21 protein-coding genes are annotated in these 24,951 nt (G+C 68.7%); 8 read left to right on the forward strand and 13 right to left on the reverse strand.

The genetic code is table 11. From position 1 onward, the window contains the following. Window positions 1-52 precede the first annotated feature (52 nt). From FS388_RS03625 to FS388_RS03640, 4 genes are all read right to left on the reverse strand, one after another. Entirely contained in the window at window positions 53-1,138 is a 1,086-nt protein-coding gene (locus FS388_RS03625) for a PDZ domain-containing protein (protein ID WP_168198582.1), read from the reverse strand. Beyond that, on the reverse strand, window positions 1,138-2,685 hold the full coding sequence (locus FS388_RS03630; protein ID WP_146339791.1) for a zinc-dependent metalloprotease: 1,548 nt from the start codon (window positions 2,683-2,685) through the stop codon (window positions 1,138-1,140). Before FS388_RS03630 ends, FS388_RS03625 begins: the two co-directional genes overlap by 1 nt. A gap of 120 nt (window positions 2,686-2,805) precedes the next feature. Beyond that, window positions 2,806-3,105 carry a hypothetical protein gene (locus tag FS388_RS03635; protein WP_146339793.1) on the reverse strand — a complete coding sequence of 100 codons (300 nt, stop codon included), beginning with the start codon at window positions 3,103-3,105 and terminating at the stop codon, window positions 2,806-2,808. Further along, a complete protein-coding gene (locus FS388_RS03640; RefSeq protein WP_146339795.1) occupies window positions 3,099-3,497 on the reverse strand; it encodes a hypothetical protein in 399 nt (132 codons plus the stop codon). The genes FS388_RS03635 and FS388_RS03640 overlap by 7 nt, the downstream gene beginning before the upstream one ends. Before the next feature lie 66 nt (window positions 3,498-3,563). On the opposite strand from FS388_RS03640, the gene FS388_RS03645 reads away from it, so the two are divergent. After that, entirely contained in the window at window positions 3,564-4,136 is a 573-nt protein-coding gene (locus FS388_RS03645) for a M48 family metallopeptidase (RefSeq protein ID WP_246836280.1), read from the forward strand. On the opposite strand, the gene FS388_RS03650 is transcribed toward FS388_RS03645, so the two are convergent. Then, the gene (locus FS388_RS03650; protein ID WP_146339799.1) at window positions 4,125-4,988 is read right to left on the reverse strand and encodes an IclR family transcriptional regulator; all 864 of its coding nucleotides are present in this window, start codon (window positions 4,986-4,988) and stop codon (window positions 4,125-4,127) included. The genes FS388_RS03645 and FS388_RS03650 overlap by 12 nt on opposite strands. Window positions 4,989-5,093: 105 nt before the next feature. Between FS388_RS03650 and FS388_RS03655 the strand changes: the two genes are divergently transcribed. Genes FS388_RS03655 through FS388_RS03670 form a run of 4 tightly spaced genes read left to right on the forward strand, consistent with a single transcriptional unit; the run spans window position 5,094 to window position 8,794 of the window. Continuing rightward, complete coding sequence (locus tag FS388_RS03655; protein ID WP_146339801.1) at window positions 5,094-6,062, forward strand: ABC transporter substrate-binding protein; 969 nt, start codon at window positions 5,094-5,096, stop codon at window positions 6,060-6,062. 2 nt (window positions 6,063-6,064) lie between these two features. After that, a complete protein-coding gene (locus tag FS388_RS03660; RefSeq protein ID WP_146339803.1) occupies window positions 6,065-7,054 on the forward strand; it encodes a PDR/VanB family oxidoreductase in 990 nt (329 codons plus the stop codon). A gap of 10 nt (window positions 7,055-7,064) precedes the next feature. Continuing rightward, the gene (locus FS388_RS03665) at window positions 7,065-8,297 is read left to right on the forward strand and encodes a cytochrome P450 (protein ID WP_146339806.1); all 1,233 of its coding nucleotides are present in this window, start codon (window positions 7,065-7,067) and stop codon (window positions 8,295-8,297) included. Then, window positions 8,294-8,794 carry an HtaA domain-containing protein gene (locus tag FS388_RS03670; RefSeq protein WP_146339808.1) on the forward strand — a complete coding sequence of 167 codons (501 nt, stop codon included), beginning with the start codon at window positions 8,294-8,296 and terminating at the stop codon, window positions 8,792-8,794. Before FS388_RS03665 ends, FS388_RS03670 begins: the two co-directional genes overlap by 4 nt. On the opposite strand, the gene FS388_RS03675 is transcribed toward FS388_RS03670, so the two are convergent. Continuing rightward, on the reverse strand, window positions 8,754-10,922 hold the full coding sequence (locus FS388_RS03675; protein ID WP_146339810.1) for an ATP-dependent DNA helicase UvrD2: 2,169 nt from the start codon (window positions 10,920-10,922) through the stop codon (window positions 8,754-8,756). The two genes, FS388_RS03670 and FS388_RS03675, sit on opposite strands and share 41 nt — an antisense overlap. 129 nt (window positions 10,923-11,051) lie before the next feature. Between FS388_RS03675 and FS388_RS03680 the strand changes: the two genes are divergently transcribed. The 3 genes from FS388_RS03680 to FS388_RS03690 all read left to right on the forward strand — a co-directional run bounded on the left by FS388_RS03680 (window position 11,052) and on the right by FS388_RS03690 (window position 15,453). After that, on the forward strand, window positions 11,052-12,686 hold the full coding sequence (locus FS388_RS03680) for a phosphotransferase (RefSeq protein WP_146339812.1): 1,635 nt from the start codon (window positions 11,052-11,054) through the stop codon (window positions 12,684-12,686). A gap of 110 nt (window positions 12,687-12,796) precedes the next feature. Then, window positions 12,797-14,119: an MFS transporter gene (locus tag FS388_RS03685; protein ID WP_246836281.1), complete on the forward strand. Its 1,323-nt coding sequence runs from the start codon at window positions 12,797-12,799 to the stop codon at window positions 14,117-14,119. A gap of 101 nt (window positions 14,120-14,220) precedes the next feature. Continuing rightward, complete coding sequence (locus FS388_RS03690) at window positions 14,221-15,453, forward strand: MFS transporter (RefSeq protein WP_246836282.1); 1,233 nt, start codon at window positions 14,221-14,223, stop codon at window positions 15,451-15,453. A gap of 13 nt (window positions 15,454-15,466) precedes the next feature. Here the strand turns inward: FS388_RS03690 and FS388_RS03695 are convergent, their stop codons facing one another. From FS388_RS03695 to FS388_RS03725, 7 genes are all read right to left on the reverse strand, one after another. Continuing rightward, window positions 15,467-15,889, reverse strand: coding sequence for a hypothetical protein (locus FS388_RS03695; RefSeq protein WP_146339815.1), 423 nt, complete (start codon window positions 15,887-15,889; stop codon window positions 15,467-15,469). Between the two features lie 25 nt (window positions 15,890-15,914). Continuing rightward, window positions 15,915-19,532 carry an ATP-dependent DNA helicase gene (locus tag FS388_RS03700; RefSeq protein WP_146339817.1) on the reverse strand — a complete coding sequence of 1,206 codons (3,618 nt, stop codon included), beginning with the start codon at window positions 19,530-19,532 and terminating at the stop codon, window positions 15,915-15,917. Then, complete coding sequence (locus tag FS388_RS03705; RefSeq protein WP_168198583.1) at window positions 19,529-22,807, reverse strand: ATP-dependent DNA helicase; 3,279 nt, start codon at window positions 22,805-22,807, stop codon at window positions 19,529-19,531. The genes FS388_RS03700 and FS388_RS03705 overlap by 4 nt, the downstream gene beginning before the upstream one ends. A 136-nt stretch (window positions 22,808-22,943) precedes the next feature. Further along, window positions 22,944-23,225, reverse strand: coding sequence for a hypothetical protein (locus FS388_RS03710; protein WP_146339821.1), 282 nt, complete (start codon window positions 23,223-23,225; stop codon window positions 22,944-22,946). Continuing rightward, on the reverse strand, window positions 23,222-23,929 hold the full coding sequence (locus tag FS388_RS03715) for an ADP-ribosylglycohydrolase family protein (protein WP_146339823.1): 708 nt from the start codon (window positions 23,927-23,929) through the stop codon (window positions 23,222-23,224). The genes FS388_RS03710 and FS388_RS03715 overlap by 4 nt, the downstream gene beginning before the upstream one ends. Next, a complete protein-coding gene (locus FS388_RS03720) occupies window positions 23,854-24,471 on the reverse strand; it encodes a hypothetical protein (protein ID WP_168198584.1) in 618 nt (205 codons plus the stop codon). Before FS388_RS03720 ends, FS388_RS03715 begins: the two co-directional genes overlap by 76 nt. Next, window positions 24,468-24,848 carry a hypothetical protein gene (locus FS388_RS03725; protein ID WP_146339827.1) on the reverse strand — a complete coding sequence of 127 codons (381 nt, stop codon included), beginning with the start codon at window positions 24,846-24,848 and terminating at the stop codon, window positions 24,468-24,470. The genes FS388_RS03720 and FS388_RS03725 overlap by 4 nt, the downstream gene beginning before the upstream one ends. Between the last annotated feature and the right edge of the window lie 103 nt (window positions 24,849-24,951).

A 24,951-nucleotide genomic window follows, 5' to 3' on the forward strand; every position in this document is an offset into this window, starting at 1 on the left:
TATCTTTTGTACTTATTCAAGGGGAGTGATCTGCGAACCCCTACTGCCTCATCTAGCGTCCGCAGGATTCCAATTGTCTCAAAAAGTTCTGATCGTCGTCACGAACGGCCTCCAGCACGTCCACTGCCTCATCGACCGTCTCGATGCCGTAGACGTCCAAGCCGTCCACAAGCCTGCCGTTCAGCTCATCACAGTTTCCTCGGGGGGCCAAAAAGTGGTCCGCTCCGGAGTTCCGGGCGCCCACAATCTTCTGCGGGATGCCGCCGATGGGGCCCACTGTGCCGTCCGGGTCCACAGTGCCCGTGCCCGCCCAGCTCTCGCCCCCGGTCAGGGACTCCTCACTCATGGTGTCAATGACACCGAGTGCGAACATCAGCCCGGCAGAGGGCCCGCCCACGTTCTCTGAAAGCCGGATCTGCGCCTCGACCGGGAATTCGAACTGAGTGCCCATGAGGGTTCCGATGTAGTACTCGCCGTCGGTCTCCTGGTACGTGGGAACCTCCACGTCGATCTGCTCGCCCTCGCGCTGCACGCTCAGCCGAACCGGCTCGCCCGCAGCGTCATTGACCGCGCCGCGCAGACCCTCAATGCCGGTGATCTGCTCTCCGCCGGCGCTGAGGATGCGGTCTCCCGGCTGAAGCTGATCGCCCACGCCGGCCTCCTCCGCCTCAGGGGTGAAGCCCTCGACGAACAGCTCCAGGCCGAAGTCGATGCCCTGCTGGTCCAAGGCTGCGGCGAAGGCGAGATCCTGTGAGGAGGCCATCGCAGCAGTGTTGCGCTCCCGAACCTCCTCGGCAGTGGTGCCGGAGGGATATACAAGCTCCTCGGGGATGAGGTCGATGCTGGGGCTCACCCAGCCTCGCACCGCGTCGGGCACGAAGAGCGTTCCGGTGGGGGCGCCGTTGACGTAGACGGTGGTCAGGGCCAGGGCGCCGTCCGTGTCGTATGTCTCCGCGCCCGCGACTTCGATCACCGGCTCGGCGCCATCTCCGTCATTCTCCAGCTCCACCTCTGCGGTGGTGTTGAAGATCGGGCCAGGCGCCTCGCTGATGTACGGAGCAGGAAGGGCGAGCGCGACGATGCCCCCGACGGCTGCCACAGAGGCCGACCCCCATTGGACGGTCCTGCGAAGACCCACTAATCGTCCTTGCCGGGCTCGCCGCCGAGCTCATCGTCGAGAAGCTTCTTGAGCTCATCGTCCATGCTGGCACTGGCCTGTTCCTGCTCCTTGCGGCGCGTGTAGAACGTGGAGGGGTCGTCCAAATCAGCCTCGTCCGGCTGAACGTCGGGGTGCGACCACACCTCGTCCCGGGCCTCGATGCCGCCGCTCTCGCGCAGGTGCGCCCACAGGGCGGCAGCGTCGCGAAGGCGCTGCGGGCGCAGCTCCAGGCCGACCAGGGCCGCGAAGGCGTCCTCAGCTGGGCCGCCGGTGGCGCGACGGCGGTTCATCATCTCCCGGAGGCGCTCGGCCGACGGCAGGTGGGCACCCGCCTGGCCGACCACATCGTCGACCCACCCCTCCACCAGCGCCACGGTGGTCTCGATGCGCCGCAGAGCTGCCTTCTGCATGTCCGTGTGCTCGGCGAAGAGGTCCACCCCCAAGTCGATCTCGAGGGTCTCAGGATCCTGCGGGTCGATGCCCTGGGCGATCTCCTCGAGGCGGGTCATGTCCACCCGAAGATCGGCCGCGAACTGGACCACAGCGTTGAACAGGTCATCCGTCAGCCACGGCGAGTGGGTGAAGAGCCGAATCCGGGCCGCTTCGCGAAGCGCCAGGTAGAGCATGACCTCCTCGTCCTCGACATCGAGGCCCTTGCTGAACTCGCGGATGCTCGCCGGCAGCAGGACCGCACGGGATCCGGCCATCGGCAGGCCCACGTCCGAGCCTGAGAGCACCTCGGCGGAGAGCTTCCCGATCGCCTGGCCCATCTGCCCGGCGACGGACATCCCCGTCATGCGCTCCATCATGCTTGTCATCTGGCCCAGAGCCTCGGGAGGAATCATTCCTTTGAGCTCCTCCGGCACCTGAGGACCACCGTTCTCCTCCAGCTGCTCACGCATGACGCTGCTGAGGGCTTCCACGGTGGAGTCCGCCACCGGCTGGCTCAGCCGCTGCCATGACTCGGAGGTCTGCTCGATCCACTGCCGGCGTGTCCAGCCCTGTCCGATCTGGCTCTGCGCCTCGAAGACCGTCGACTCATTGAGCCACATGTCAGCCAGTCGCAGGGCGGAATCGATCTGGTGCTGCTCGCCCGGAGTGACCGACGGGTCGTCCTCCGCAGCCGCCGAGAGTGCCGCCGATTCGGCGACCTCCCAATTCACCGGACCGGAGCCCTCATCGTTCTGCATGGCGGAGAACATCGCCTGCACCTGCCCCATGATCTGCTGCATCATCGGGTTGTTAGGGTCCATTCCGAACGGTCCGGATCCGCCGAGCATCGAGGGGTCGAACCCTGCGAAGGGGTTCTGCTGACCGCCCTGCGATCCCCCACTGCCGGGGGTGCCGGTGAAGCCCATATTCGGGCCCCGGCTCTTTCCGCTCTGCTCGGAGTCCTCGTCGGTCTTCGACTCCTCGTCCGGCTCGTCCTTGTCCCCGTCGGGGAAGGCCTCGCCGAAGAGGCGCCGCAGCATCTCCTCGGGGTCCTGGCTGTCCCCTTGGCCTGGGTTCTGGCTGTTGTCGCTCACGCGTCACGCTCCTTGAGGCATTGGTCTGGGCGTGCTGACCTCTGTGACCAAGGGTAGCCCCCACACCCGAGGCACCGCCTCTCAGTTCGCCGAAGGGATAAGCCGCAGACCGATCACCCCTCAGAGGCGAGCGAACAGACAGTCGCAGCGATCGGCGGCCTCTGCCTCCGAACAGCCCAGCCGTCCCGACTCCAGACCTCCCCACAGCGTGTGCTGCTCCACCGCCGCCGCGGTGCTGCCGTCGACCAGCCGCAGCGCCTGCTGAGCCACCGCAGCGGCCACCAGCGAAGCATCCGCCTCGTCCAGCCCCCCGTGCGGATCCTCCGAAGGCGCCGCCTCCGCCAGCAGACAGTCCGGACAGACGCCGCCCTCACGCGTCAGAAGCGGGCCGATCCGCCATTCCCGGCCTCCGATCACCACCGGCAGCGCCCCTGCCCCTCCTCCACCGCTGGGCGCACACGGCCCAGAAGCTTCTCGAGGGAGTCGCCCAGAGCAATGTGCAGATCCACACCCGCGGTGCCGAAGTCCTCCGGCGCAGCCAGCACCGCGGCGTCGGCTCCCACCAGCTTCAGCTCCTCCACGGCCGCATCCTCACGCCGCCGCCCCTGATGCAGCGCCCGAAAGCCGAGAGCGCCTGCAGCCTGCCGCAGATCCGCCGCTCCCACCGGGGCTGCGTCGCGCAGCAGCAGCGTTCCGAGCCCTGAGCGCGCCAGGTGCTCCGCGACCCGCAGGCCCACCGGCGATGCCCCGTCGATGAGGACGGTGGCCAGTTGGCGGCGAGCATGGACACGGGGCGCGGCGCGAGGAGTCATGAGGACATTCTGGGTCGAAACGGCCTCCGCCGCCGTCGCTGTCCACAGGCACTACAGTGGGCGGCTGTGACCGCAGAGAGGCAGAGCGAAGAGCGCATCACCGTGGACGGCGCCGACGTCATCATCATTCGGTCGGCACGTCGCCGACGAACAATCTCAGGCGACCAGGTCCGGGGCGTGCTCCGGCTCCGCGTACCTGCCCGCACAAGCCGCAGAGAGATCGAGAAGCACGCACGGGCCTTCCGCAAGCGGCTCAGCGCCCGGGGCTCCGGCGGAGCAGGCGGCGATCACGCCCTGGCCGAACGCGCACGGCGGCTCTCGGCCGAATATCTCGACGGTGAGGCCGAGCCGGCATCCGTCACCTGGTCCGCCCAGCAGCTCCGCCGCTGGGGCTCCACGACGTCTGCCTCAAGGACCATCAGACTCTCCTCCCGTCTGAAGGAGATGCCCGGGTGGGTGGTGGACTCGGTGCTCGTCCACGAACTGGCTCATCTCATCGAGCCGGGCCACGGGCCCGCGTTCGTCCGTCTGGTCGCCAAGTACCCGCGGACTGCCGAGGCCGACGCCTTCCTCGCCGGGGTCAGCTGGGCGGAGCAGCACCTCGACGCGGCGCCGACGCAGGCGCACTCACCGTCCTAGGCCCCCGAGCTGCTCGAAGTACTCCATCGACTTGTCCGAAGAGTTCACCAGAGCCCGATAGCGGGCGCCGGGCAGGGCCCCGGGATGACCGGGCGGAAGATAGGATGCACGAAGGGCACCCGCGATCCCCCTGGCCGCCCGCTTCAGCAGCTCCACATAAGGACCTGCCGGCTCGTCATCGTTGGCGACCACCACCCCCAATGCGGCCACGACCGCCCCGTCGCTGCTGCGGATGGGCACCGCAATGCCGCGCGCGTCGGGATGGACCAGACCGTTGCCGACCGCGTGGCCCTGGCTCTTCACCTGGGCCTGGATGGCCCTGATCTCCTCGACCGTGGTCGGCGTCTTGGAAGTCAGTCTGGGGACGCCCGCCGCCACGAGCCGCTCCACAAAGTCCTCGCTCATCTGGGCGAGGAGGACATGGCCGCTGCTTGAGGCGGCAAGGGGAATGCGGCCCCCGATCACCGTGGCGTTGACGACGGCAGAGCGAGCGGAGAGCCGCTCGAGGAAGAGAACGTCGTACTCGCTCATCACGCCCAGCTGCACATGCTGCCGCACCTGGTTGTGGGCCCACTGCATGAAGGGCATGGCGATCTCGCGCAGGCCCAGCGCCCCGGGCGTTCGGCTGGCAAGCTCCCACAGCCTGATGCCCAGCCGGTAGCTGCGATCGGGCATCCGCTCCACGAGCTTCTCGTGCTCAAGGATGCCGATCAGGCGATGCACGGTGGACACAGGGAGCTGCGTGCGCGCTGCTATCTGGGACAGGGTCAGGAAAGCGGCATCCATGTTGAAGGCGTCCAGCACGCGCAGGTGGCGGGCCAGCACCGACTCGGACTGCTCAGCTCCGGGCATCAGGATCCCTCCGGTCTTTCCGCTCAGTCGAAATCGACCTATGCGCAAAGTGTGTCACAGCTCACACTCAGGAGTACATGATCGGCACGCTCAAAGGAGAGCACCATGACAAGCAACCACCGGACGCTGCGCACCGCAGCATTCGTCAGCATCGCCTCCCTCGCCCTCACGGGCTGCTCCGACGCCGTCGCAGATGACGAGGAGGAGATGCCTGCCGAAACATCAGAGGCAGCCGTCGGATACTTCCCGCTGGCCCACACAGCTACGGCCGTGCACGGGGTCGAGAACGGGCTCTTCGACGCGCACAACCTCGACGTCGAGCTCGTCGAGACCGAAGGCGGAGCCGAAGCGATCGCGGCTCTGGTCTCAGGCCAGTACGACATCACCTACTCGAACTACACCTCGGCGGTCCTCGCGAACGCTCAGGGCCTGCCGCTCGTCATCGTCGCCGCCAACGACGTCGGAGCCGATGACCACGGAGTGTTCGTCTCCCCCGACTCGGACATCGAATCCCTCGACGACCTCGCAGGAACGACCGCGACGGTCAACAACCTGCAGAACATCGGGACGATCGCCTACTACTCACACATGGAGGCCGCAGGAGAGTCGCCGGAGGACATCAATCTCGTCGAGATGCCCAACCCCGATATGCGCAGCGCCCTGGACAGCGGCAGCGTCGACGCGATCTGGCAGGTGGAGCCCTTCCAGACCATGGCAGCCAACGAGGGCTACAAGCGCATCGACAACCTGTTCTCCGGGGAGATGGAGGGAGCGCCCGTCGCCGGATGGGTCACCACAGAGGAGTTCGCCGAAGAGAACCCCGAGATACTCCGCGCCTTCCAGGCAGCGATGAGCGAGTCCACCCAGGAGCTCAACGACGACGGCGACATCACCCGCGACCTGGTGCCCACCTTCACCATGCTCGAGGAGGACCTCATCGAAGACATGGAGCTGCCGCAGTACCAGTCGGATCTGGACCTCGAATGGCTTCAGCGCATGGTTGAGCTCATGGAGGGCTACGGCATGCTCGATGAGAGCTTCAGCATCGAGGACATGGTGTTCGAGGCCGAGTGACCATGACCATTGCTCCTCACCCCTCCCCGTCGGCCGATCGCACCTCACCGAAGGCCTCGGCCGACACGCTCACGGTGCTCAGCCGGAGAACCCTGACGTCCGACATCGTCGAACTGACGCTGGGCAGGCCCGAAGGGGGCCGACTGCCCGACTGGACGCCCGGATCCCACATCGACCTGATCCTGCCCAGCGGCAGTGTGAGGCAGTACTCACTGTGCGGCGACCGGATGGATCCCCTCTCATACCGGATCGCCGTGCTGCGCACCCCCGACGGCCGAGGCGGCTCCGCCGAGGCCCACACCCTGACTCCGGGGACGGCCGTGCGATTCGGCGGACCGAGGAACAACTTCCGCCTGGGCCCCGCCTCCAGCTACCGCTTCATTGCAGGGGGAATAGGCATCACACCTCTGCTGCCCATGATTCGGCAGGCCGCGGAGCTCGAAGCAGATTGGCGCCTGCTCTACCTGGGACGCCGCAGCTCCGCACTGGCCTACCTGCCGGAGCTCGCCCCTCACGGGGACCGGGTCCAGGTCCACTGCTCGCACGATGCCGGACGGCAGGACATCGCCGCATGGCTGGGCGAGATGCCCGATGACTGCCTCGTCTACGCGTGCGGCCCCAACCCCCTGCTCGACGACGCGGAGGCCCTCCGTGACCGGTTCTCAGGCCCACGCATCCGCACCGAGCGGTTCACGGGACGGGCACAGTCCCAGAGCATCGACTCCTCCCCCTACGACATCACCCTGGCGCAGAGCGGCCGGGTGATTCGCGCCGAAGCGGACCAGACGATCGGCGAAGCGCTGCGCGCCGGCGGCACGGAGGTCGTCATGTCCTGCGGCCAGGGAGTATGCGGCACCTGCGAGCTCTCCGTGCTCCGCGGGGAGCCGGACCACCGCGACAGCATCCTGGATGAGCAGGAGCGCGACGAGGGCGCCTGCGTCTACCCCTGCGTCTCCCGGTCGCTGTCCAAGACCCTCGTCCTCGACCTGTGAAGGAGCTCCCATGAGCCTCGCCGCCGAACAGCACACCCGCCCAGCCCCGGTCTCGGAGCTGGACCCGTTCATTCCTGAGAACCTCGGGGCCCCCGGTGCGATGCACCATCAGCTGCGCGAGCTCGGGCCCGTGGTGCACCTCTCCGCCTACAACGTCTACGCCATGGCTCGGTACGAGGAAGTCAGGGAGGCCCTCGAGAACTGGCAGGAGTTCTCCAGCGGAGCCGGCGTCGGCCTGTCGAACTTCCGCTACGAGAAGCCGTGGCGCCCGCCCAGCGTCCTGCTCGAAACCGACCCGCCCCGGCACGATGCGCCGCGAGCGGTCCTCTCCAAAGTCCTGGGGCCCCGTCAGCTGCGCCGGTTCAGGGAGTCCTGGTCGCAGACGGCCGAGTCCCTCGTCTCCGAGATCATCGACCGCAGAGCGCCCTCCGGCGGAGTCCTCTCCCTGGAGGCCGTCGAAGACCTCGCCGAGGCGTACCCCCTGCGCGTCTTCCCACGAGCAGTGGGGCTCGACGGCAGCGGCCTCGAGCACCTCCTCCCCTACGGCGACCATGCCTTCAACGCCTTCGGACCGGACAATGAGCTCGTCGCCCAGCGCGCAGAGCAGCTTCCCCAGCTGATCGGGTGGGTGAACGAGCAGTGCCGCCGCGAACGGCTGAGCGACAAGGGCTTCGGCGCGGACATCTGGCAGGCCGCTGACCGCCTGGACATCACAGAGGAGCAGGCCCCCCTGATCGTCAGATCTCTGCTGACCGCAGGAGTGGACACCACCGTGTACGGCATCGCAGCGGTGCTCTACCACCTGGCGACGAACCCGGAGGAGTACCAGAGGCTGCGCCGCGAACCGCAGCTGGCGCGAGCGGCCGTCGAGGAGGCATTCCGACTGGAGTCGCCGGTGCAGACCTTCTTCCGCACCGCTCTGAGCGATGTCCGGGTCGGCGACGTCGTCATCCCCGACGGGCACAAGATCCTGATGTTCCTCGGCTCCGCGAACCGGGACCCCCGGCGATGGGAGGACCCGGACCGATTCGACCTGTCACGCGACCCCTCCGGACACGTCGCCTTCGGCAGCGGGCTGCACCAGTGCGTCGGACAGCACGTCGCGCGGTTGGAGGCCGTCTGCCTCCTCCAGGCCATCCTGCCCCGGGTCGAGAGCCTCCGCCTCCCCGAAGAGCCCACTCGCCACCTGAACAACACGCTCCAGGGGTGGGAGCGGCTCCCGCTGGAGATGACGCTCGCATGAGAGGAGCCGACCCAGCCGACGCACTGTGGTGGGAGTTCAAGCCCTCCTTCACCCAGTACATCGAGGCGCTCCCCGACGGAGCCGTGACACACACGGGAGCCCGCCGACGCGACGAGGAGTCCGGCCTCGACCTGTTCTGCTTCGAGGGCCGCCCGCCGCTGGGGCCGCAGGACGAGCGGTTCTCCGGCACGCTGCGATTTACGGGTCATCAGCAGATGCTCGACGTATGCCTGTCAGACCCCCGCATCGAGGGTGAGGGCGCGCAGAGGATGCTCTTCGTCGGGGACGGCGGCGATGACGGCTGGGAGCTGCCTCTGGCGCATATGAGGCCGCAGGACGGGCCGAGCGGAGGCCCGGGCTGGTGGGAGGCCATCCTCACTGAGGAGGGCACCGACCTCTTCATGGGCAGGTACCTGCCCGGCGATTCAGTGGGCCGTGTGCTTCGGGCCCGCTCGTCTATGCGACCTCGGGAGCATGCTCCTGCAGCACGCTCTTGAGGCCGTCGCCATGCGCCTCAAGCTTCTTCGGGCCGATCCCGGGGAGCTTCAGCAGCGCCTCATCGGAAGCCTCCGGCCGGTGCTCAGCGATGATCTCCAGCTCCGCGTCCGCGAAGATCATGAACGCCGGGCGGCCCGCCTCCTGAGCGGCCTGCCGCCTCCACTCCCGCAGCGCCTCGAAGAGCTCGGGATCGTACCTGGGCGGACAGTCCTCGCAGCGCTGGCGGCGCACCTGGGTCGCGGCGGTGAGCACGGTCCCGCATGTCGCACAGACGGCCGTCTTCTTCCGCGACGCCGCATTCGGGCTCGGCCGTCCTGACCCGGGCGCGATCTTCCGCACAGTCGGCTCCAGTCCCAGCTCCGCGCGGAGCGGCTCGAGGAAGCGCGAGGGCTTGCGCCGCCCCCTGCCGCCCGCATGACGCGCCGCGGATGAGCTCAGCGACAGATGCTTCCGCGCCCGTGTGATGCCCACATAGAGAAGGCGCCGCTCCTCGTCCACCTCAGCCTGCGTCTGGGCGAAGCTGATCGGCATCAGGCCCTCGCACAGGCCTGCGAGGAACACAGCGTCCCACTCCAGGCCCTTGGCCGAATGCAGCGAGGCCAGCGTGACCCCCTCCACCGTGGGCGCATGCTGAGCCGCGGATCGCTCCTCCAGCTCAGCGAGCAGATGCCGCATCGTGAATCCCTCGCGCTCAGCCGAGAGGTCATCCGCCAGCGAGACCAGTGCGGCCAGAGACTCCCACCGCTCACGCACCGCACCGGCGGAGGTCGGTGCCTTCTCGGCCCAGCCCAGCGAGGACAGCACCGCCCGCACCGCCTGGGGCACCGTCTCGTCGGAGTCCACCATCGAGGTGGTGCGCAGGGCCGCCAGCGCCTCCCTGACCTCCCGGCGCGAGAAGAACCTCTCGGAGCCGCGCAGCTGGTACGAGATCCCGGCGGTGGCCAAAGCCTGCTCGAAGGTCTGCGACTGCCCATTGGTCCGGTACAGCACCGCAACCTCGCTCAGCGGCGTCCCCTCCTCGGAGAGGCGGGCTATCTCCGAGGCGATCCAGGCGGCCTCCGCATCATCGTCGGGGTGCTGGGTGATGCTGGGGTCCGGGCCCGCGTCGCGCTGAGAGATCAGCTGCAGCGGGTCGGGCCACTCGGGCGGGTCCTCTGCCTGCTCGCCCGTCGACCGCTTCCAGTCGGTGCGGCGCTGAAGCCTGGGCTGCTCGGCGCTGCGCTCGGCCAGAAGAGTGTTGGCCAGCTTCACCACCTGGGGCGTGGACCGATAGTCCCGCACCAGCTTCACCACCTCAGCCTGCTGGTAGCGCCGGCGGAACTCCAGGAGGTACCGCGGGCTGGCCCCGGTGAAGGAGTAGATGGTCTGAGCCGCATCGCCCACCACGCAGATCTCCTCGCGGCCGCCGAGCCACAGGTCCAGGAGCCGCTGCTGCAGAGGGGAGACGTCCTGGAACTCGTCCACCACAAAGTGTCTGTACTGCTGCCGGACCTGGGCGGCGACACGCTCGTCCTCAGTGAGCATCCCGGCGGTCAGAAGCAGCACATCCTCGAAGTCGATGACGTGCTGGTCGTCCTTCAGCTCCTCATAGGCGGCATAGAGGCGGGCGAAGCTCGCATGGTCCAGCCCTGCCGGCTGATCCCGGCCCGCTGCCGCCGCCGCGTAGTCCTCCGGGGTGATGGTCGAGACCTTCGCCCACTCGACCTCCGAGGCGAAGTCCCGCAGGGAGGCCCTGTCCGTGGTGAGCCGCAGGCGTTTGGCCGCCTCGGCGATCAGCCGGACCTTGTGGTCCAGCAGCTGCGGCATCTGGCCTCCCACCGAAATGGGCCAGAAGTACTGGAGCTGCCGCAGGGCGGCTGCATGGAAGGTGCGCGCCTGAACCCCGGGCGCGCCCAGACCCGTGAGCCGTGACCTCATCTCTGCGGCAGCGCGAGCGGTGAACGTCACGGCCAGCACGCGGTGCGGATCGTAGACGCCCGCACGGACCCCATAGGCGATGCGGTGCGTGATCGCCCGCGTCTTGCCCGTCCCCGCCCCGGCAAGGATGCACAGGGGCCCGGTGAGAGTGGATGCGGCCGCGCGCTGCTCGTCGTCGAGTCCGTGCAGGACTGCTTCGGCTGATTGCATGGCCTCTACCGTATCCGCCGCAGCTGACGAGCTGCCGGGTCGATCCACAGGCCCGCCCCTCTCCACTGCACGCCCCCTCCCCGGCGTTTCAGCCGAGCACGGGCCCTCCGCGCTCCTAGGCTTGCATCCGTGCGATGGACATCGATGGAACTGGCGGCGCTGGCGACGCGCGCTGTGCCGGGGCTCGCCCCCACCGGGGTGGCCTCCGCGGCTGACGACGCCCGTGACTTCGCCTCCGCCGTCGTCACCGATGCCGCCGAGAACCGGTGGCGGGTCCGTGCGCCTCAGCATGCCCAAGCAGCTATGCGTCTGGAGACCGAAGTCCAGGTCCTGCGCGGCTTCTCCACCTCGATCCGCGCGGAGCTTCCCTTCCGCGTGCCGAGCGTGGCAGGAGCGGCGAGGGTCGATGAGATGCGCGTCTTCGTCTACAACCATCTGCCGGGCAGCGCTGAGACCCTGGACGAGCTCGTGGAGTCGCCCGAGGCTCTGGTCGACGACGTCGGGCGCACGCTGGCAGCGGTGCACTGCCTCACCGAGGCCGTCGTGGACCATGCTGAGCTGCCCCGATACTCCTCGGAGCAGCTCAGGCAGCGCCGCCTCAACGAGCTGGACAACGCTGCCGCCACCGGCGAGGTGCCGGCCGAGCTGCTGCGCCGGTGGGAGCACGCCATGGAGGACAAGGAGCTCTGGGACTTCGCGCCCACCGTCGTCCACGGCGATCTGCACGAGGACAACCTCCTCGTCGAGGGCGAACGCGTGGTCGCGGTGACCGGATGGACCGACCTGCACCTCGGGGATCCGGCGCTGGATCTCGCATGGCTGGTCTCCTCCCCCCAGCAGAGCTTCGTCGACACCGTGCTCGCCGCCTATCGCACGCATCGGACCGAATCCGGCGCCGGCGCGGATGAGCATGTGATGCGACGCGCGGCCCTCTCCGCCGAGTTCTCCCTGGCCCAGTGGCTCGTGCGCGGCCGAGCCGAGCAGAACGATGACATGGTCGCTGAGGCCAAGGCCCTGCTGGAGAAGCTCGCAGCGGACATCGACACCTACGGAGGCCGCGAGATCTCCGCCACTCCTCTGGAGGGCGAGGACGAAGGCCCCGCAGGCCGCATGGACTCCCAGCCGGTGGCTCGCGCCGGCTCCGCCGCCACGGTGGCAGGCTTCGGGGAGCCGGAGGACGACGGCGAGCCGGCCGTCATCACAGACTCCGACGCATACGGCCTCTCTGCCGACTCGGCCGAGGAGCACGAGGACTACGACGAATACGCCGATGATGCTCAGCCCACCGACAAGGTGGCACCTCTTCGGCCCCGGCACGGACGAACCTTCGATGAGGATCCCCCCACTGAGGAGATCCCCGCCTACGTGGACGATTCGGAGTTCGACACCGGTGAGGCGCCGGTCATCGGGAACTCCGCGAACGGCGAGCCGCTCCCCATTCAGCCTGACGCGGTGAGCGAGAAGCGCGCCAAGCAGAAGAAGTTCTTCCCCACCTCCGCAGCATCGGCAGGCTCTGCCCGATCGGCGGAGTCCGCGCGCTCCACCGGCTCCGCACAGTCGGCCGGGTCGGCCCAGTCGGCTGCCTCTGCGCGCTCGGCCGGCTCTGCGGCGGACGCCGGGAGCACCGCCGACGAGACGCCCGCGGCACCTGCCGACGCGGGCACGGACGAGACCGCCGACGATCAGCCTCAGGACGCGATGTCGCGTTCAAACCCCTCTGGCATCTATGATCGTCACCCGGGCCTGCGCCCGCCCGGCGCCTAAAGCTTCTAGGATCAGCCGGAAATTTCTGCGCGCATTGTGCGTTGAAGCAGTTCGTGTCGATGGCGACACCCCCTTTTCGATGAACGCCGTACCGAAGGGTCGAGCCAGACATGCCCAAGACGAACAAGCCCGATTACAGCAACGTGGAGCCCGAGACCTCACCGATCGGGCCCATGACCAGCCCGCTGTCGATCCTGACCGGGTCCATCCCAGCGGTCACCGGGGCGATGCGCACCGTCTCCGGGCGCACGGGCCCGCAGTACTCCACCAAGCAGATCGTCGTCGCCGTGATCGCGCTGGCCATGGGCGGATTCGCGATCGGTGTGACCGAGTTCGCCATCATGGGGCTCCAGCGCGATGCCCGCGCGGACCTCGCAATCAACGAGTTCGAAGGCGGACTGCTCATCTCCTTCTACGCCTTCGGCGTGGTGCTGGGCTCCCCGGTGCTGGCGCTGATGGGTGCGCGCCGGGAGCGGAAGTCCTACGGGATGTTCCTCCTCGGGTTCTTCGCCGTCGCCCACCTGCTGAGCTTCATCGCCCCGAACTACGAGATGATGCTGGTCTCCCGCTTCCTCTCGGGGATGCCCCACGGCGCGTACTTCGCCACCGCCGCCCTCATCGCCGCGCATATGGCCGGTCCAACCCGGCGTGCCCGGGCGATCGCCGCCGTTCTGTCCGGACTGACGATTGCGAACATGGCGGGCGTGCCCCTGGTGGTCTGGCTGGGCCAGCTGTGGGGCTGGCGGACGATGTTCCTGGTGGCGGCGCTGATCGCGATCGGGACGATGGTGGCCGTCGGCTTCGCCGCGCCCCGGCAGCCGGCCGCACCCGGCGCCTCCGTCGCCTCTGAGCTCAAGGGCCTGAAGAATCAGCGCCTCTGGGTGGGCGTCTTCCTGGCTGTGTTCGGCTTCCTGGGGATGTTCGCGGTGTACTCCTTCATCGCAGACATCGCCGTGGACCTTGCCGGGTTCAGCGACTCGAGCCTGCCCTTCGTCACGTTCATCTTCGGCACCGGCATGGTCATCGGCACCTTCGTCGGCGGCTGGCTGACGGACAAGTCCGTCCTCTACACCGTGCTCGGCATGGCCATCGCCGTCTCCATCTCCATGACCCTCTTCGGCCTGCTCGCCAGCGTGGGCTGGGTCATGATCCTGCTGCTGCTCCTTCTCGGCGCTGCCTCGGCCGGCCTGGGGCCAGCCATGCAGACCCACCTCATCGACACTGCGCCCAGGGCGCCGCAGCTGGCGGCGACCTTCCAGCACTCGGCGTTCAACGCCTCCAACGGCCTGGGCGCCCTGATGGGCGGACTGGTGATCGACATGGGACTCGGGCTGCGCGCCCCTGCCTTCGCCGGCGCGCTCTTCGCGGTGCTGGGCGTTGTCGTTACGCTGTATGCAATCCACCTGACGAAGCGAGAAGGACTGAAAGTCTGAGCAATCCCCAGGGGCCTGAGGGCTCACAGAAGCCTTCAGGCGCGCGGTCCGGCGCCTCCATCGACGCCCGCAGCGGGCCGGTTCCGCTTGTCACCGGTTCGGTGCCGGCGATCACGGGCCAGGAGCCCGCCGCGCCGGGCAGTCAGACGCCCTATTCGCGCAGGCAGGTGATGGTCGCGATCCTCGCTCTGGCCCTCGGAGGGTTCTCCATCGGGGTCACCGAGTTCGCGATCATGGGCCTTCAGCGCGAAGCCGTGGAGGACCTGGGGATCTCGATCTCGCAGGGCGGCATGCTCGTCACCTTCTACGCGCTGGGGGTGGTGCTGGGCTCACCGGTGCTCGCCCTGCTGGGCGCCAAGCGTGAGCGCCGGTCGTTCCTGCTGATGCTTCTGGTGCTGTTCATCGCCGCTCACATCATCAGCTTCTTCACCGCCAGCTTCGAGCTGATGCTCGTCGCGCGCTTCCTCTCGGGGCTGCCGCACGGCGCGTACTTCGCTGTGGCCGCCCTGATGGCCGCGCAGATGGCGGGTCCCGCGCAGCGAGCGAAGGCCATCGCGACGGTGCTCTCGGGCCTGGCGGTCTGCAACGTCATTGGTGTGCCCGCGGTGACGTGGCTGGGCCAGAACACTCATTGGCGTGCCATGTTCCTGGTCACGGCGGCCCTGGCTGTGGTGACCATGGTGGCCATCGTGCTCTTCGCACCCAAGCAGCAGCCCCCTGCGGGCGCCTCCCTTTCGGGAGAGCTGCGCGGGCTGGCGAACGCGCGCCTGTGGGTGGGCATCGCGATGGGCGTCATCGGCTTCTCCGGCATGTTCGCCATCTATGCCTACATCTCTCACATCGCGGTGGACGTGACGGGCCTGGCGGAATCGGCGCTGCCCATTGTGGTGCTCCTGTTCGGAGTGGGCGGGCTGCTGGGAAACTTTGTGGGCGGCTGGATGTCGGACAAGTCTGTGCTGTGGACCGCGCTGGTCGCGATGGCCCTGGTGGCGGTCTTCATGACGGCGTTCGGCCTCTTCGCTCATATTCCGTGGCTGATGATCACTCTGCTGGTGCTGGTGGGGATCTCTGCGTCGAGCTTGGGCCCGACCCTGCAGACCCACCTGATCGATGTGGCGCCGAAGGCGCCGCAGCTCGCTGCGACGTTCCACCATTCGGCGTTCAATGCGGCGAACGCGATGGGCGCCTTCGTCGGAGGAATGGTGATCGATCTGCAGATCGGCGACGAGCCGCTGCGTTCGCCTGCCTATGCGGGTGCGATCGCCGCGGCGGCGGGCGTCGTCATCGCCTTCATTGCGATCCGGATGGCCCGCCGAGGGGGCCACCCGGTCTGAGCCGGTGTGGCCTCTAGTCTCTGAGCTGCTGCTGCATCTGGGTCATGAGGACGAACAGTTGGGGCAGGAGCCGTTCGAGGCGCTCCTGGGCGGGGACGTCGCCGGGTTCGCCTGCGACGCAGATCAGGTCGAAGTAGACCCGGCCCTGGTGGTCGGGCAGGGCGCGTCCTCGCGCTCGGATGGTCATGTCGTCGAACTGCTGCTTGACTGTGACGCTCTCGAGCTGGTCGGGGTCCGCGGTGATGGGCTCGGTGGGGTAGCCGACGAGGTGGATGCGCTGGGGCACCACGCTCGCGGTGTTGCGTATGACGTATTCGGCGTCTTCGACGGTCACGGTGATGTCGTTGAACGGGCCCACCTGGTGGCTCAGGCTCTTCGCCTCGAGGGCGGAGGTGTACCGGTCGATCCAGGATGCGCTGATGGTGATGGCAGACATGCCCTGCACCCTAGCGGATCTGGGCTCAGCCGAATGCTGAGCGCGCCTCGAGGATGAGTGCTTCGAGCTCGTCCTCGGTCTGAAGGGCCTCGGGGGTCAGCGTCTGCCCGTGGTCCAGGTACACGAAGTGGGTGCGTATCTGCTCGACGGGTACCCCGTAGAGCCGGCTGAAGGCGAGCCGGTACACGGCCAGCTGCAGCTGCTTCTCGTGGAGGGTCCGTCCGGTGGGCACCCTGCCTGTCTTCCAGTCGACGAGGTCCCATGTGCATTGGGCCATGGCCGCGTTGCGGTCGGCTTGGGGCAGCCGCTCCCAGCGGTCGTAGTCGGCAGTGCCGAGCTGCCGCCCCTCTGGGTCTGTGCCGAAGACCGCGTCGAGGCGTCCGCGCAGGGTCACTCCGGCGACGGAGACTTCTACGGGGATCTCCATGGCGTAGACCTGCCGGCGCGCCCATTCGGTGGCCCGGAAGCTCTCCCGGACGGTGTCGAGATCAAAGAGGCGCTCGAGATCCTTATCGGCTGAGACAGCGTCGTCGATCTCGGGGAAGGGCGCTGTGGCGTCGAACTGCTGCTCCACCCAGGCGTGGACGACTGTGCCGCGCCGGGCTGCTCGCGAGGGCCGCCGGGGCACGGGGCGCCGCACCTGCTCCGCCACCTCGGCGGGGTCTTGGGCCAGGGCGATGAGCCGTGAGGCGCTGAGGTGCTTGGGCAGGTCGGGCCGCCGGGCGCCGCGACGTGCGAGCTCGGCCCGTCTGATCACGTGGTGGACCCGCTCCGCCCAGGGGTTCTCGGCAGGCACGTCCGCGCTGCCGACGGCTGTCTGCGCGTCGCGCACCAGCTGCGCGGCGGCCTCCAGGGCGGGCCGTCGGGTCTTGGGGACGGGGGCGTCATCCTCCAGGTCCACGTACTCGTCGATGGAGGTGGGGTCCTCCGGGTCGGCCTGTCGATGCTCGACACGGCGAATGGTCACCTCGGTGAGCGGGTCGTAGGGCCATTCGGCGACGGCCAGCTGCCCGGCGTCTGGGTTCTCCGGCTGATCGTCGGGGTCGTACTCGTACCAGCTGAGCTCGGCGAAGCCCTCTCCCCCGGCCGCTTCAGCAGCCTTCCGGATCTCGGCGAGGAACTCGGAGGGCTCCTTGCCCCCTGCCGAGCCGTAGAAGCTGGCGCCGGTGCACAGCAGCAGCCGTCGGGCTCGGGTGAAGGCGACGTAGGCCAGGCGGCGCTGCTCCTCCCGTGCGAAGGAGACGCAGTCCTCCTTGAAGATGCCTCCTTCGTACTTTGTGGAGCTGGCCACCCCTGCGGAGCAGGCCCAGAACTGGGCGGTCTCCTGGTCGGAGTCCCACTGCGGGATCGATTCCCGGTCTCCTCGAAGGGGCCAGGGCAGATTCGCCTCACTGTTGAGCCAGTTCTGGGCCTTGCCCTTGGGCTGGGGGAACTTCTCCTCGCGGAGGCCGGCCACGGCCACCACGTCCCATTCGAGGCCTTTGGAGGCGTGGACTGTCAGCAGCTGGACCGCACCGGGCATCGGATCTTTGGGAGCCTGCTCCAGGCCTTTCTCCTGGGCAGCGGCGGCGTCGAGCCACTCGAGGAAGCCGCGGAGATCTGTGGGATCGGCGCCGGAGCTGTAGGACTGTGCCTGCTCGATGAACGCGTCGATCTGGCGAGTCGCATGGTGCTGGGCCTCCCAGGGGCGGGAGGCAACCTCCACGTCGAGGCCGATGTGCGCCACGAGACGCTGGATGAGGACGCCGAGTTCGAGGCCGACGAGTCCGCGGAGGGCGCGGAAGTCGTCCTGCGCCTGCAGGAGGCGCTGTGCGCCGGTCTCGCTGAAGCGGTGCTGCTCCGTCAGACGCACTGGGTCTCGCGGGAGGGAGTCAAGGGCTTCGACGAGGCTGGAGAGCTCGTCGATCTCCAGCTCGGAGGTCGGGAGCCGCTCGGCGTCGTGGGCCTCGTCCGTCTCGGGGCGGGGCTGGCGCCGCCGATGGCTCTGCAGGCCGGATGCGTACTGTCCGAGGGTGCGGAGGTCCTTGGGCCCGATCCGCCAGCGGGCGCCGGCAAGGATGCGGATCATGGCGTCGGACCGGCTCGGATCTGCAAGGACCCGCAGATGCGCGAGCGTCTCGGCGACTTCGGGAACGTAGAGCAGGCCGCGCAGCCCGAGGAGCTCGTACTCCAGGCCCGCCCGGCGCAGATGCTCGGCGATGTCGGCAAGCTGGCTGTGGGTGGGCGCCAGCACCGCACACGAGGGCGGTTTCTGTCCCTGACTCCGAGCAGAGTCGATCTCGTGGGTGAGGTGAGCGGCGATGGTCTGAGCCTCGTCGGCGTCCGAGGTGAAGAAGCCGTACCGGACCTCGCCGTTCGGGACGCTGCTCTGAGGGAGGATGCCGGCCGCGTCGGGGGTGCGCAGGGGCTTGAGCTTCTGCCGCAGGTGAGCTGTGGATCGATGCCATCGCTGCTGCGGGCTGCGCGCATCCTGTGCGAAGCGCTCCACAGCGGTGTTGGCGATGCGCAGGATGGCGCGGCCGTTGCGCCAGGCAACGGTGAGCTGCCGCAGCTGGGCGGGGGCACGTGCGCCTGTGCCGGGATGGACCGTGGGGAATCTGTGCGAGAAGTCGAAGAGCTGCCCGGCCGAGGCGCCCCGGAAGCCGTAGATGGACTGATTGGGGTCCCCGACCGCGGTGACCGCAGTGCCCGCGCCTTCGCCGTAGAGCTTCGCGAAGAGCTCCAGCTGCGCGTAGGAGGTGTCCTGGAACTCGTCGAGCAGGACCAGCTTGTACTTGCTGCGTTCGGCTGCCGCGGCCGCAGGCACGTTCTGGGCGATGCTGACTGCGTGACGGAGCAGGTCGCCGAAGTCCATGAGCCCTTCGGCCTCTTTGGCCTGGTGGTATCGGCGCACCAGTTCGGGCAGCTCTCGGCGGGTGCGCAGCAGGTCGAGGAGGCGCTGCTCTCCGTTGGTGAGAGCCTTCCCCTTCTGCTCGGCCAGCCGCTCGCCTCGAGCAATCTCCTCGTTGAGGTGCTGGGTGACCTGCTCGGGGGCGACGAGATGCTCAGCGCAGTCGCCGGCGAGTGTGAGGACCTGCTTCGGCAGTGAGGAGGCAGCTGTTCCCGCATCGACGAAAGCCTGCCCCCGCTCGTAGCGGCGGATGAGGGGGGTGACGAGCTGCCATGCTGCGGCCTGGCCGATGAGTGCCGTCTCGGGCTCCAGCCCGATGTGCATGCCGTGCTCGGCGACGAGCGACTGTGCGTAGGAGTGATAGGTGGAGATGACGGGTGCGACGAGCCCTTCCGGATCGAGCACCACGTCTTCGCCCAGGGTGTTTTCGGGCAGGAGCGCGTCGCGGTCGACCATGCCGACGCTGACGAGCTGGCTGAGCTTGTGGACCACACGTTCCCGAAGCTCGCCGGCGGCCTTGCGGGTGAAGGTGACGCCGAGGACCTGGTCGGGGCGGACCATGCCGTTTGCCACCAGGTAGACCACCCGGTCCGCCATGGTTGCGGTCTTGCCGGATCCGGCGCCTGCGATCACCAGTGTGGGCTCAAGGGGCGCCTCGATGACGTCCTTCTGCTCGGGCGTGGGCGGGTTCGCTCCGAGCCGCTCAGCAATCTCAGCGGATGTGTATCGCGGTAAGGGGGGCTGAACGCTCACGGCTGGGTCACCTGCTTGTTCTCATCGGCGAGGGGGCTGAGCGGACTGACGGCCTGGCCGGGCCCGCTCCAGCCTCCCCCTGGAGTGCGGCGGGAGACGAAGCGGGCGCCCGTCATCACTTCTGCGGCGGAGCGCAGCATGCGGTGCGGCCACGCCTCGGGGTTGTCGAGGGGCGCGGCATCCTGCTCTCGGGTCGTCGGGTTCCTGTTCACGCCGACGTACAGCAGGGCGGCCTTCTCCAGCGGAGCGCGGAGACCCTCGGGAAGCTCTGCATGGGCAAGCAGCAGCTGATAGGTGCCCAGCTGGCCGTGGCGGGCGGTCGCCTGGGCGGTGGCCGCACTGCGGCCGGTCTTGAGGTCGATGACCCACAGTCCGCCCTCAGGGGTTCTTTCCACGCGGTCGATCATGCCGCTGATGATGACGTCCCGCTCGCCGTGGGACAGCGTGAGCGTGGTGGCTGCAGCCGCTTTGAGCTCGACGTGGGCCAGCTCGCGCGCAGCGCGTGACTCCCGGTGATACTGGGCGAGCTGCCGGAGCAGGTCCTGGGCGCGCGCCCATTCGGCCTCTGCCTGCCACCCCGGGTCGAGCGCCAGCTGGCTCCATCGAGAGGCGAGCGCGGCGCTGAGCTCCTCGGGGTCGGTCTCCTCCGGGTGGTTCTCGGCGACTTCGTGGATGAGGGTGCCCAGCATGCGGCTGAAGTCGGTGGGCTCGGTGCCGCCCGCCTCGGCCGTGAACCATCCGAGCGGATCGGCGACCGCGCCGCCTACGCTGGAGGGTGAGACTCGGACCTCCTCATCCGGGTCGAGCAGCGGCCCATCGTGGCTCAGCGGATGGAGGCCCCACCACTGCAGCGGGTCTGCTCCGCTGATGCGGTGTTCGGCGAGCGCTGCCAGCGCTTCGGCGGCGGCACGATCCTCTGGGTCTGCCTCGAGGCGGCGTCTGAGCTGGGCGACCAGCCGTGGGCCCGTGACGGGGTCCGGAGCAAGTGCGGTGACGGGCGGACGCTGGTGGGCGGGCGTGATCAGGTCGAGGAACATGCTGGGCTGCTCCTCCTCCGCCTCCACCGCAACGGAGAAGATGCGGGCGCGCGCCCGGGACGCCGCGGCGGCGAAGAGACGGTATTCGTCCTGCAGCGTGCGGATGCGGCGCACCAGCGGGCTGCTGTCCTCCGGCGAGGCTCCATGCTCCACCACCTCGACCAGGTCCGTGCTGCTGAGCATCTGCCCGCGCGGCTTGAGATTGGGCCAGACGCCTTCCTGGAGGCCGGTGAGAATCACCGTGTCGAACTCCCGGCCCGCCGCGGTCGCGGGGGTGAGGAGGTGAACGGCATCATCTGGGGCGGCACCCTCGGCCAGGGTGTCCATCGGCAGCTCGAGACGGTTCATGTGATCGGCGAAGCTCGCAGCCGACGCTCTGGGATTCTGGTCGGCGAAGCGCTCCGCAGCATGGAACAAAGCGAGCACGGCGTCGAGATCCTGATCGGCTCGCTCAGCCTCCCATCCGGTTGCCCGCGTGGTCTCCGCCCAGCGGTCGGAGACGGCTGCGGCCTCCCACGCGGCCCACAGAACCTCCTCGGGGCCGACGCCGTGCGGATTCGTCTCGACGATCTCTCGGGCCGCGCGGATCATCCGCGCGACGCGGCTGATCCCGTAGGCCATGCCGGGGAAGCTCTCTGCCACGTCGCGCAGCACCTCCGCGTCCGGATTGTTGCCGGCTTCGACGAGCAGCGCATCCGAGTCCCGTGCCGAGGCCCCGGCTTCCTGGACGCGGCGGCGCTCCGCCTGGCGCAGGAGCTGCCGCAGTCGGCGCTGCTTGAACGGGTCCGTGTCCCCGTACCGACTGCCGAGCAGGTCGATGAGGCTCTCGAGCTCCACGCGGAAGCTCGGCACGTCGCTCTCCTGGGCGAAGGGCAGGGTGTCGGCGGTGACGAGCTCGAGGATGCTGAGCAGGGGCGCCACCGCGGGCTCCTGCTTGAGGACGAGTTCGCTCATGGGCTGGATCACCGGGATGCTGTGCGCACGCAGGACCTGCCCAAGATGGTGAGCAGCTGCGCCGCTTCGCGCAATGACCGCGATCTGGTCGAACGGGACCCCCGCATCATCGGAGCGGGTGAGGATCTCCGCAACAAGGGCCTGTTCGGCCACGTGGCCGCTTGCGGCGGTCACCGCTGACGCCGGGACATCGACTCGCTCGTCAGCGGCAGCGAGGCGGGGGCGGCGGAGGCTTGCCGGCCCGACAGCTCCGATCCGCTGCACAGTGCGGGCATAGATGTCCGCCAGTCCCGGGCTGAGGCGGTAGCCGGTGCTCAGTGTGAGCACGGAGGCTTCCCTGCCCGGAAGCCCTGCGGCAGCGTCGGGCTGCATGGCTCCCGCCTGACCGGCGGCGGTCCATTCGCGGAGCCTGTCGGGGCGAGCGCCGCGGAAGCCCTGGACGGCGGCGTCGGGGTTGGCGAAGGCGACGACGGGCCGGCCGGCACCGATGAGGCGCAGAAGTCGGAAGGTGCTGGCCCCTGCCTCCTGCAGATCATCGATGATGATGAGCTGGAGCCGCTCGCGCTCAGCGGCCAGCAGCTCAGGACTGTCCTGAAGCAGCCGAACTGCCGCATTGATGAGTCCGGCGGGGTCGAAGGCGTCGGCGTAGGCAGGGCTGCTGAGAACCTCTGCGTATCGGCGGCAGACTTCAGCCCCTGCTTCCCATTCCGGCTTCCCATGCTGCTGTCCGAGGCGCGTGAGGAGCTCCGGGGAGATGCCGTGCTCCGAGGTGCGATCGATCAGCTCACGGATCTCTTTGCGGAAGCCCTCGGTGGTGGCCGCGTCGGCGAGCGATCCCTTCCAATGCTCGGCCTCAGCCGTATGCATGTCGGTGAGGATCTCCCGTATGATCCGGTCCTGCTCAGCGCCCGAGAGCAGCCGGGGGCTCCTGGCGGCGAAGTTCAGGATGCGACGGCGCCGCGCCTCGCCGAGCAGCCAGAAGGCGTAGGAGGCGAAGGAGCGGGAGGGCTGGTCGCTCAGCGCTGCGTCCGGGGTCTCGGCAGCCCATCGATCTTCGATGCGCTCCCGCATGCGCGCCGCGGAGGCTCGGGTCGGAGAGAGCAGCACCGTCCGACGGGCATCGTGGCCCTGGGCCAGGAAGCGCACGCAGAGCTCCTCGGCCAAGGTGCTCTTCCCGGTCCCGGGGCCGCCCCACACCAGCACTGGGCCATGCTCAGCGCCGGACAGCTGAAGGACCTTCACCTGATCAGCGTCCGCCGTCCTGCTCTCGCTCAGCTCAGCCACGCGGCTCCCATCGACGCTTCCCATGGCACACCACAGTAGACGCCCCTACGGACATCTCCTCCGACGCACAGAGCTGCAGGGGCCGAACCGGTCGCATCGGCTCCGTCCCTCCGCATGCTCAGGGCCCCGCCGAGCATCAGAGATGGTGCGTGATGAGGAACTCAGCGGCGTCGTCCAGCTCCCTGCGATAGCGGGGCTCCAGCCGCCCGCGAATCATGTTCAGCGCCGCCCGGTTCCTCGGATGCCGCAGGCCGATCACTGCGCCGCCCAATGCCGCAGTCGACGTGGAATCGCCCCGAACTGAGACCAGCCGGCGCAGAGTGGGGATGACCGCTTCGCCGGCATAGACCGACGGCACTCCCACCGCGCTGTAGAGCGTCGCATCGGCTGCTTCTCCTTCGCCGAACACCGTGCTCACATCTGCCTGCGGGCTTCTGGCCGGGTCAGGGTCTTCTCCACGGCGTACCAGCGCGCCGCGAAGCCGAGCAGCTCCCGCTCCAGGGCATCGAGCTCCTCCACCATCACCTGCATCAGGGGCGAGTCCATCTCACGGACCTCGTCGACGATCCTCGCCGCATGCAGCAGCAGCTCAGGCTCGGCAGGCGCTGAGACGCGCCCGTTGAGCAGATCGTTGATCAGCAGAGTGGTGACTGCCGCAGCGGCCCATCCCCTGGGGTGCCCGTGGGTGGTCTGCGCCTGCAGCACCGCAAGGCTCATCAGGGTCGGCCGGGTGTAGGGCAGCAGCCCCAGCCAGGGCGCGCGGGTGACAGCGCCGGAGCCGAGGCTGCTGTTGTCAGCGCCCTCGTCGCCGGTGATCTTGTCCATCGCCGCCTCGTAGCCGGCGAGCGCCGCCATCTCCGTCGCTCCCGTGCCGCGGTCATTGTCCGGGTCATGGGCGAACTCGAGGTAGGCATCCGCGAAGGCCCGCCGCACTGTGTTCTGCATTCCGGCGTCGGTCGAGAGCCCCTCCAGCGTGAAGCCGCGACGGCGCAGCGTCCTGATGGCATCGAGCGTGCAGAGTCCCATCTGCGTCTCATCGGTGATCCTCAGCTCCTGGGGAACCGGCGGAGCGCCGGCGACCGGCGGCTCATCGGCCGTGACGGAAGGAGCTTCCTGCCCCATGCGTCTCCCAGAGCGAAGAGCAGCACGCAGCTGCGGATCCGGCTGTTCCGGCGAGCCACGAGCTCCGCCTCCACCGCCTCAGCCTTCTTCGCCGCCTCGGCCATAGCCTGGGGGTCCGCCGAGGCAGGCAGCGGCGCGCGGGACTTCTCGAAGGTGCGGCGCACCCAGGCAAGGTCGGTGCGTCCGGCGGCGAACTCTGCCCAGGCGTTGGGGTTCTCCTCCCGCACCCATTCGGCGGCATCGAGGGCCTGCAGGATGGTGACCTCGGGGTTGCGGAGAGGCTCCCCGTACCCGCGGGGGCCGAGTGCGGCCTCTATATCGCGGGCCACCCCGTCATCGGCGGCCTCCAGCCGCGCCTCCAGCTCGGCGCCCTGGACGCCTGCGGCCTCAGCGGCAGCCTCTGCGTCGTTCCAGATGCGTTCCCGGAACGCCAGCAGGTGGGTGATCTTCTCCGCTGATGCGCGATGCTCATTCTCCTGAGCGCGGGCCGCTGCCACCAGCTCGGGGACGCCGCGCAGGCGTCCGGGGACATCAGCGCTCACTCATGCCTCCTCAGTGTCGAGGACCTGGGAGCGGAACCAGGACCACTGGTCGGCCGTGATGAAGAACTGGTGGCCTGTCCCGTGGTCGAGAACGACCATGACGTTGGCCAGCGACTGGACCACCCCTGCCCCGGCACTTCTGCGACGGTCTCGACCTGCTCCCGCAGCTCTGCGGGGACCGCCTCGTCCGAGGTGTACACGGGGAGGATGGGCCCGCCGTCCAGACCCTTCATCAGCAGCGGCGAGAACCCGTCGTCATCGGCCGCGCTCACGCTGGGAATGAATACGTCCACCTGGAGGAAGGAGGTGAAGATGGCGCTGATGTCGTCATCGAGGTACTGCTTGCTGTTGGCATCGGCATTGGCGGCGGAGGCCACCAGGACGCTCCTGAGGTCGGAGAGGTCATGGTCAGTCTCGGGGTCTGATCCGTCATGCTCCCAAACCTACCGTGGGGCGGCGGGCACACGGCCCACCGCCCCA

The sequence above is a fragment of the Nesterenkonia sp. NBAIMH1 genome (genome assembly GCF_007922635.1).
Classification (GTDB): Bacteria; Actinomycetota; Actinomycetes; order Actinomycetales; family Micrococcaceae; genus Nesterenkonia; species Nesterenkonia pannonica.

What these genes read in the sequence shown, in the direction of transcription:
- FS388_RS03695 (WP_146339815.1), bottom strand. Translation starts at nt 15,889, where the DNA reads ATGTCTGCCATCACCATCAGCGCATCCTGGATCGACCGGTACACCTCC.
- FS388_RS03655 (WP_146339801.1), top strand. Translation starts at nt 5,094, where the DNA reads ATGACAAGCAACCACCGGACGCTGCGCACCGCAGCATTCGTCAGCATC.
- FS388_RS03650 (WP_146339799.1), bottom strand. Translation starts at nt 4,988, where the DNA reads ATGCCCGGAGCTGAGCAGTCCGAGTCGGTGCTGGCCCGCCACCTGCGC.
- FS388_RS03685 (WP_246836281.1), top strand. Translation starts at nt 12,797, where the DNA reads ATGCCCAAGACGAACAAGCCCGATTACAGCAACGTGGAGCCCGAGACC.
- FS388_RS03665 (WP_146339806.1), top strand. Translation starts at nt 7,065, where the DNA reads ATGAGCCTCGCCGCCGAACAGCACACCCGCCCAGCCCCGGTCTCGGAG.
- FS388_RS03670 (WP_146339808.1), top strand. Translation starts at nt 8,294, where the DNA reads ATGAGAGGAGCCGACCCAGCCGACGCACTGTGGTGGGAGTTCAAGCCC.
- FS388_RS03640 (WP_146339795.1), bottom strand. Translation starts at nt 3,497, where the DNA reads ATGACTCCTCGCGCCGCGCCCCGTGTCCATGCTCGCCGCCAACTGGCC.
- FS388_RS03660 (WP_146339803.1), top strand. Translation starts at nt 6,065, where the DNA reads ATGACCATTGCTCCTCACCCCTCCCCGTCGGCCGATCGCACCTCACCG.
- FS388_RS03715 (WP_146339823.1), bottom strand. Translation starts at nt 23,929, where the DNA reads ATGGGGCAGGAAGCTCCTTCCGTCACGGCCGATGAGCCGCCGGTCGCC.
- FS388_RS03675 (WP_146339810.1), bottom strand. Translation starts at nt 10,922, where the DNA reads ATGCAATCAGCCGAAGCAGTCCTGCACGGACTCGACGACGAGCAGCGC.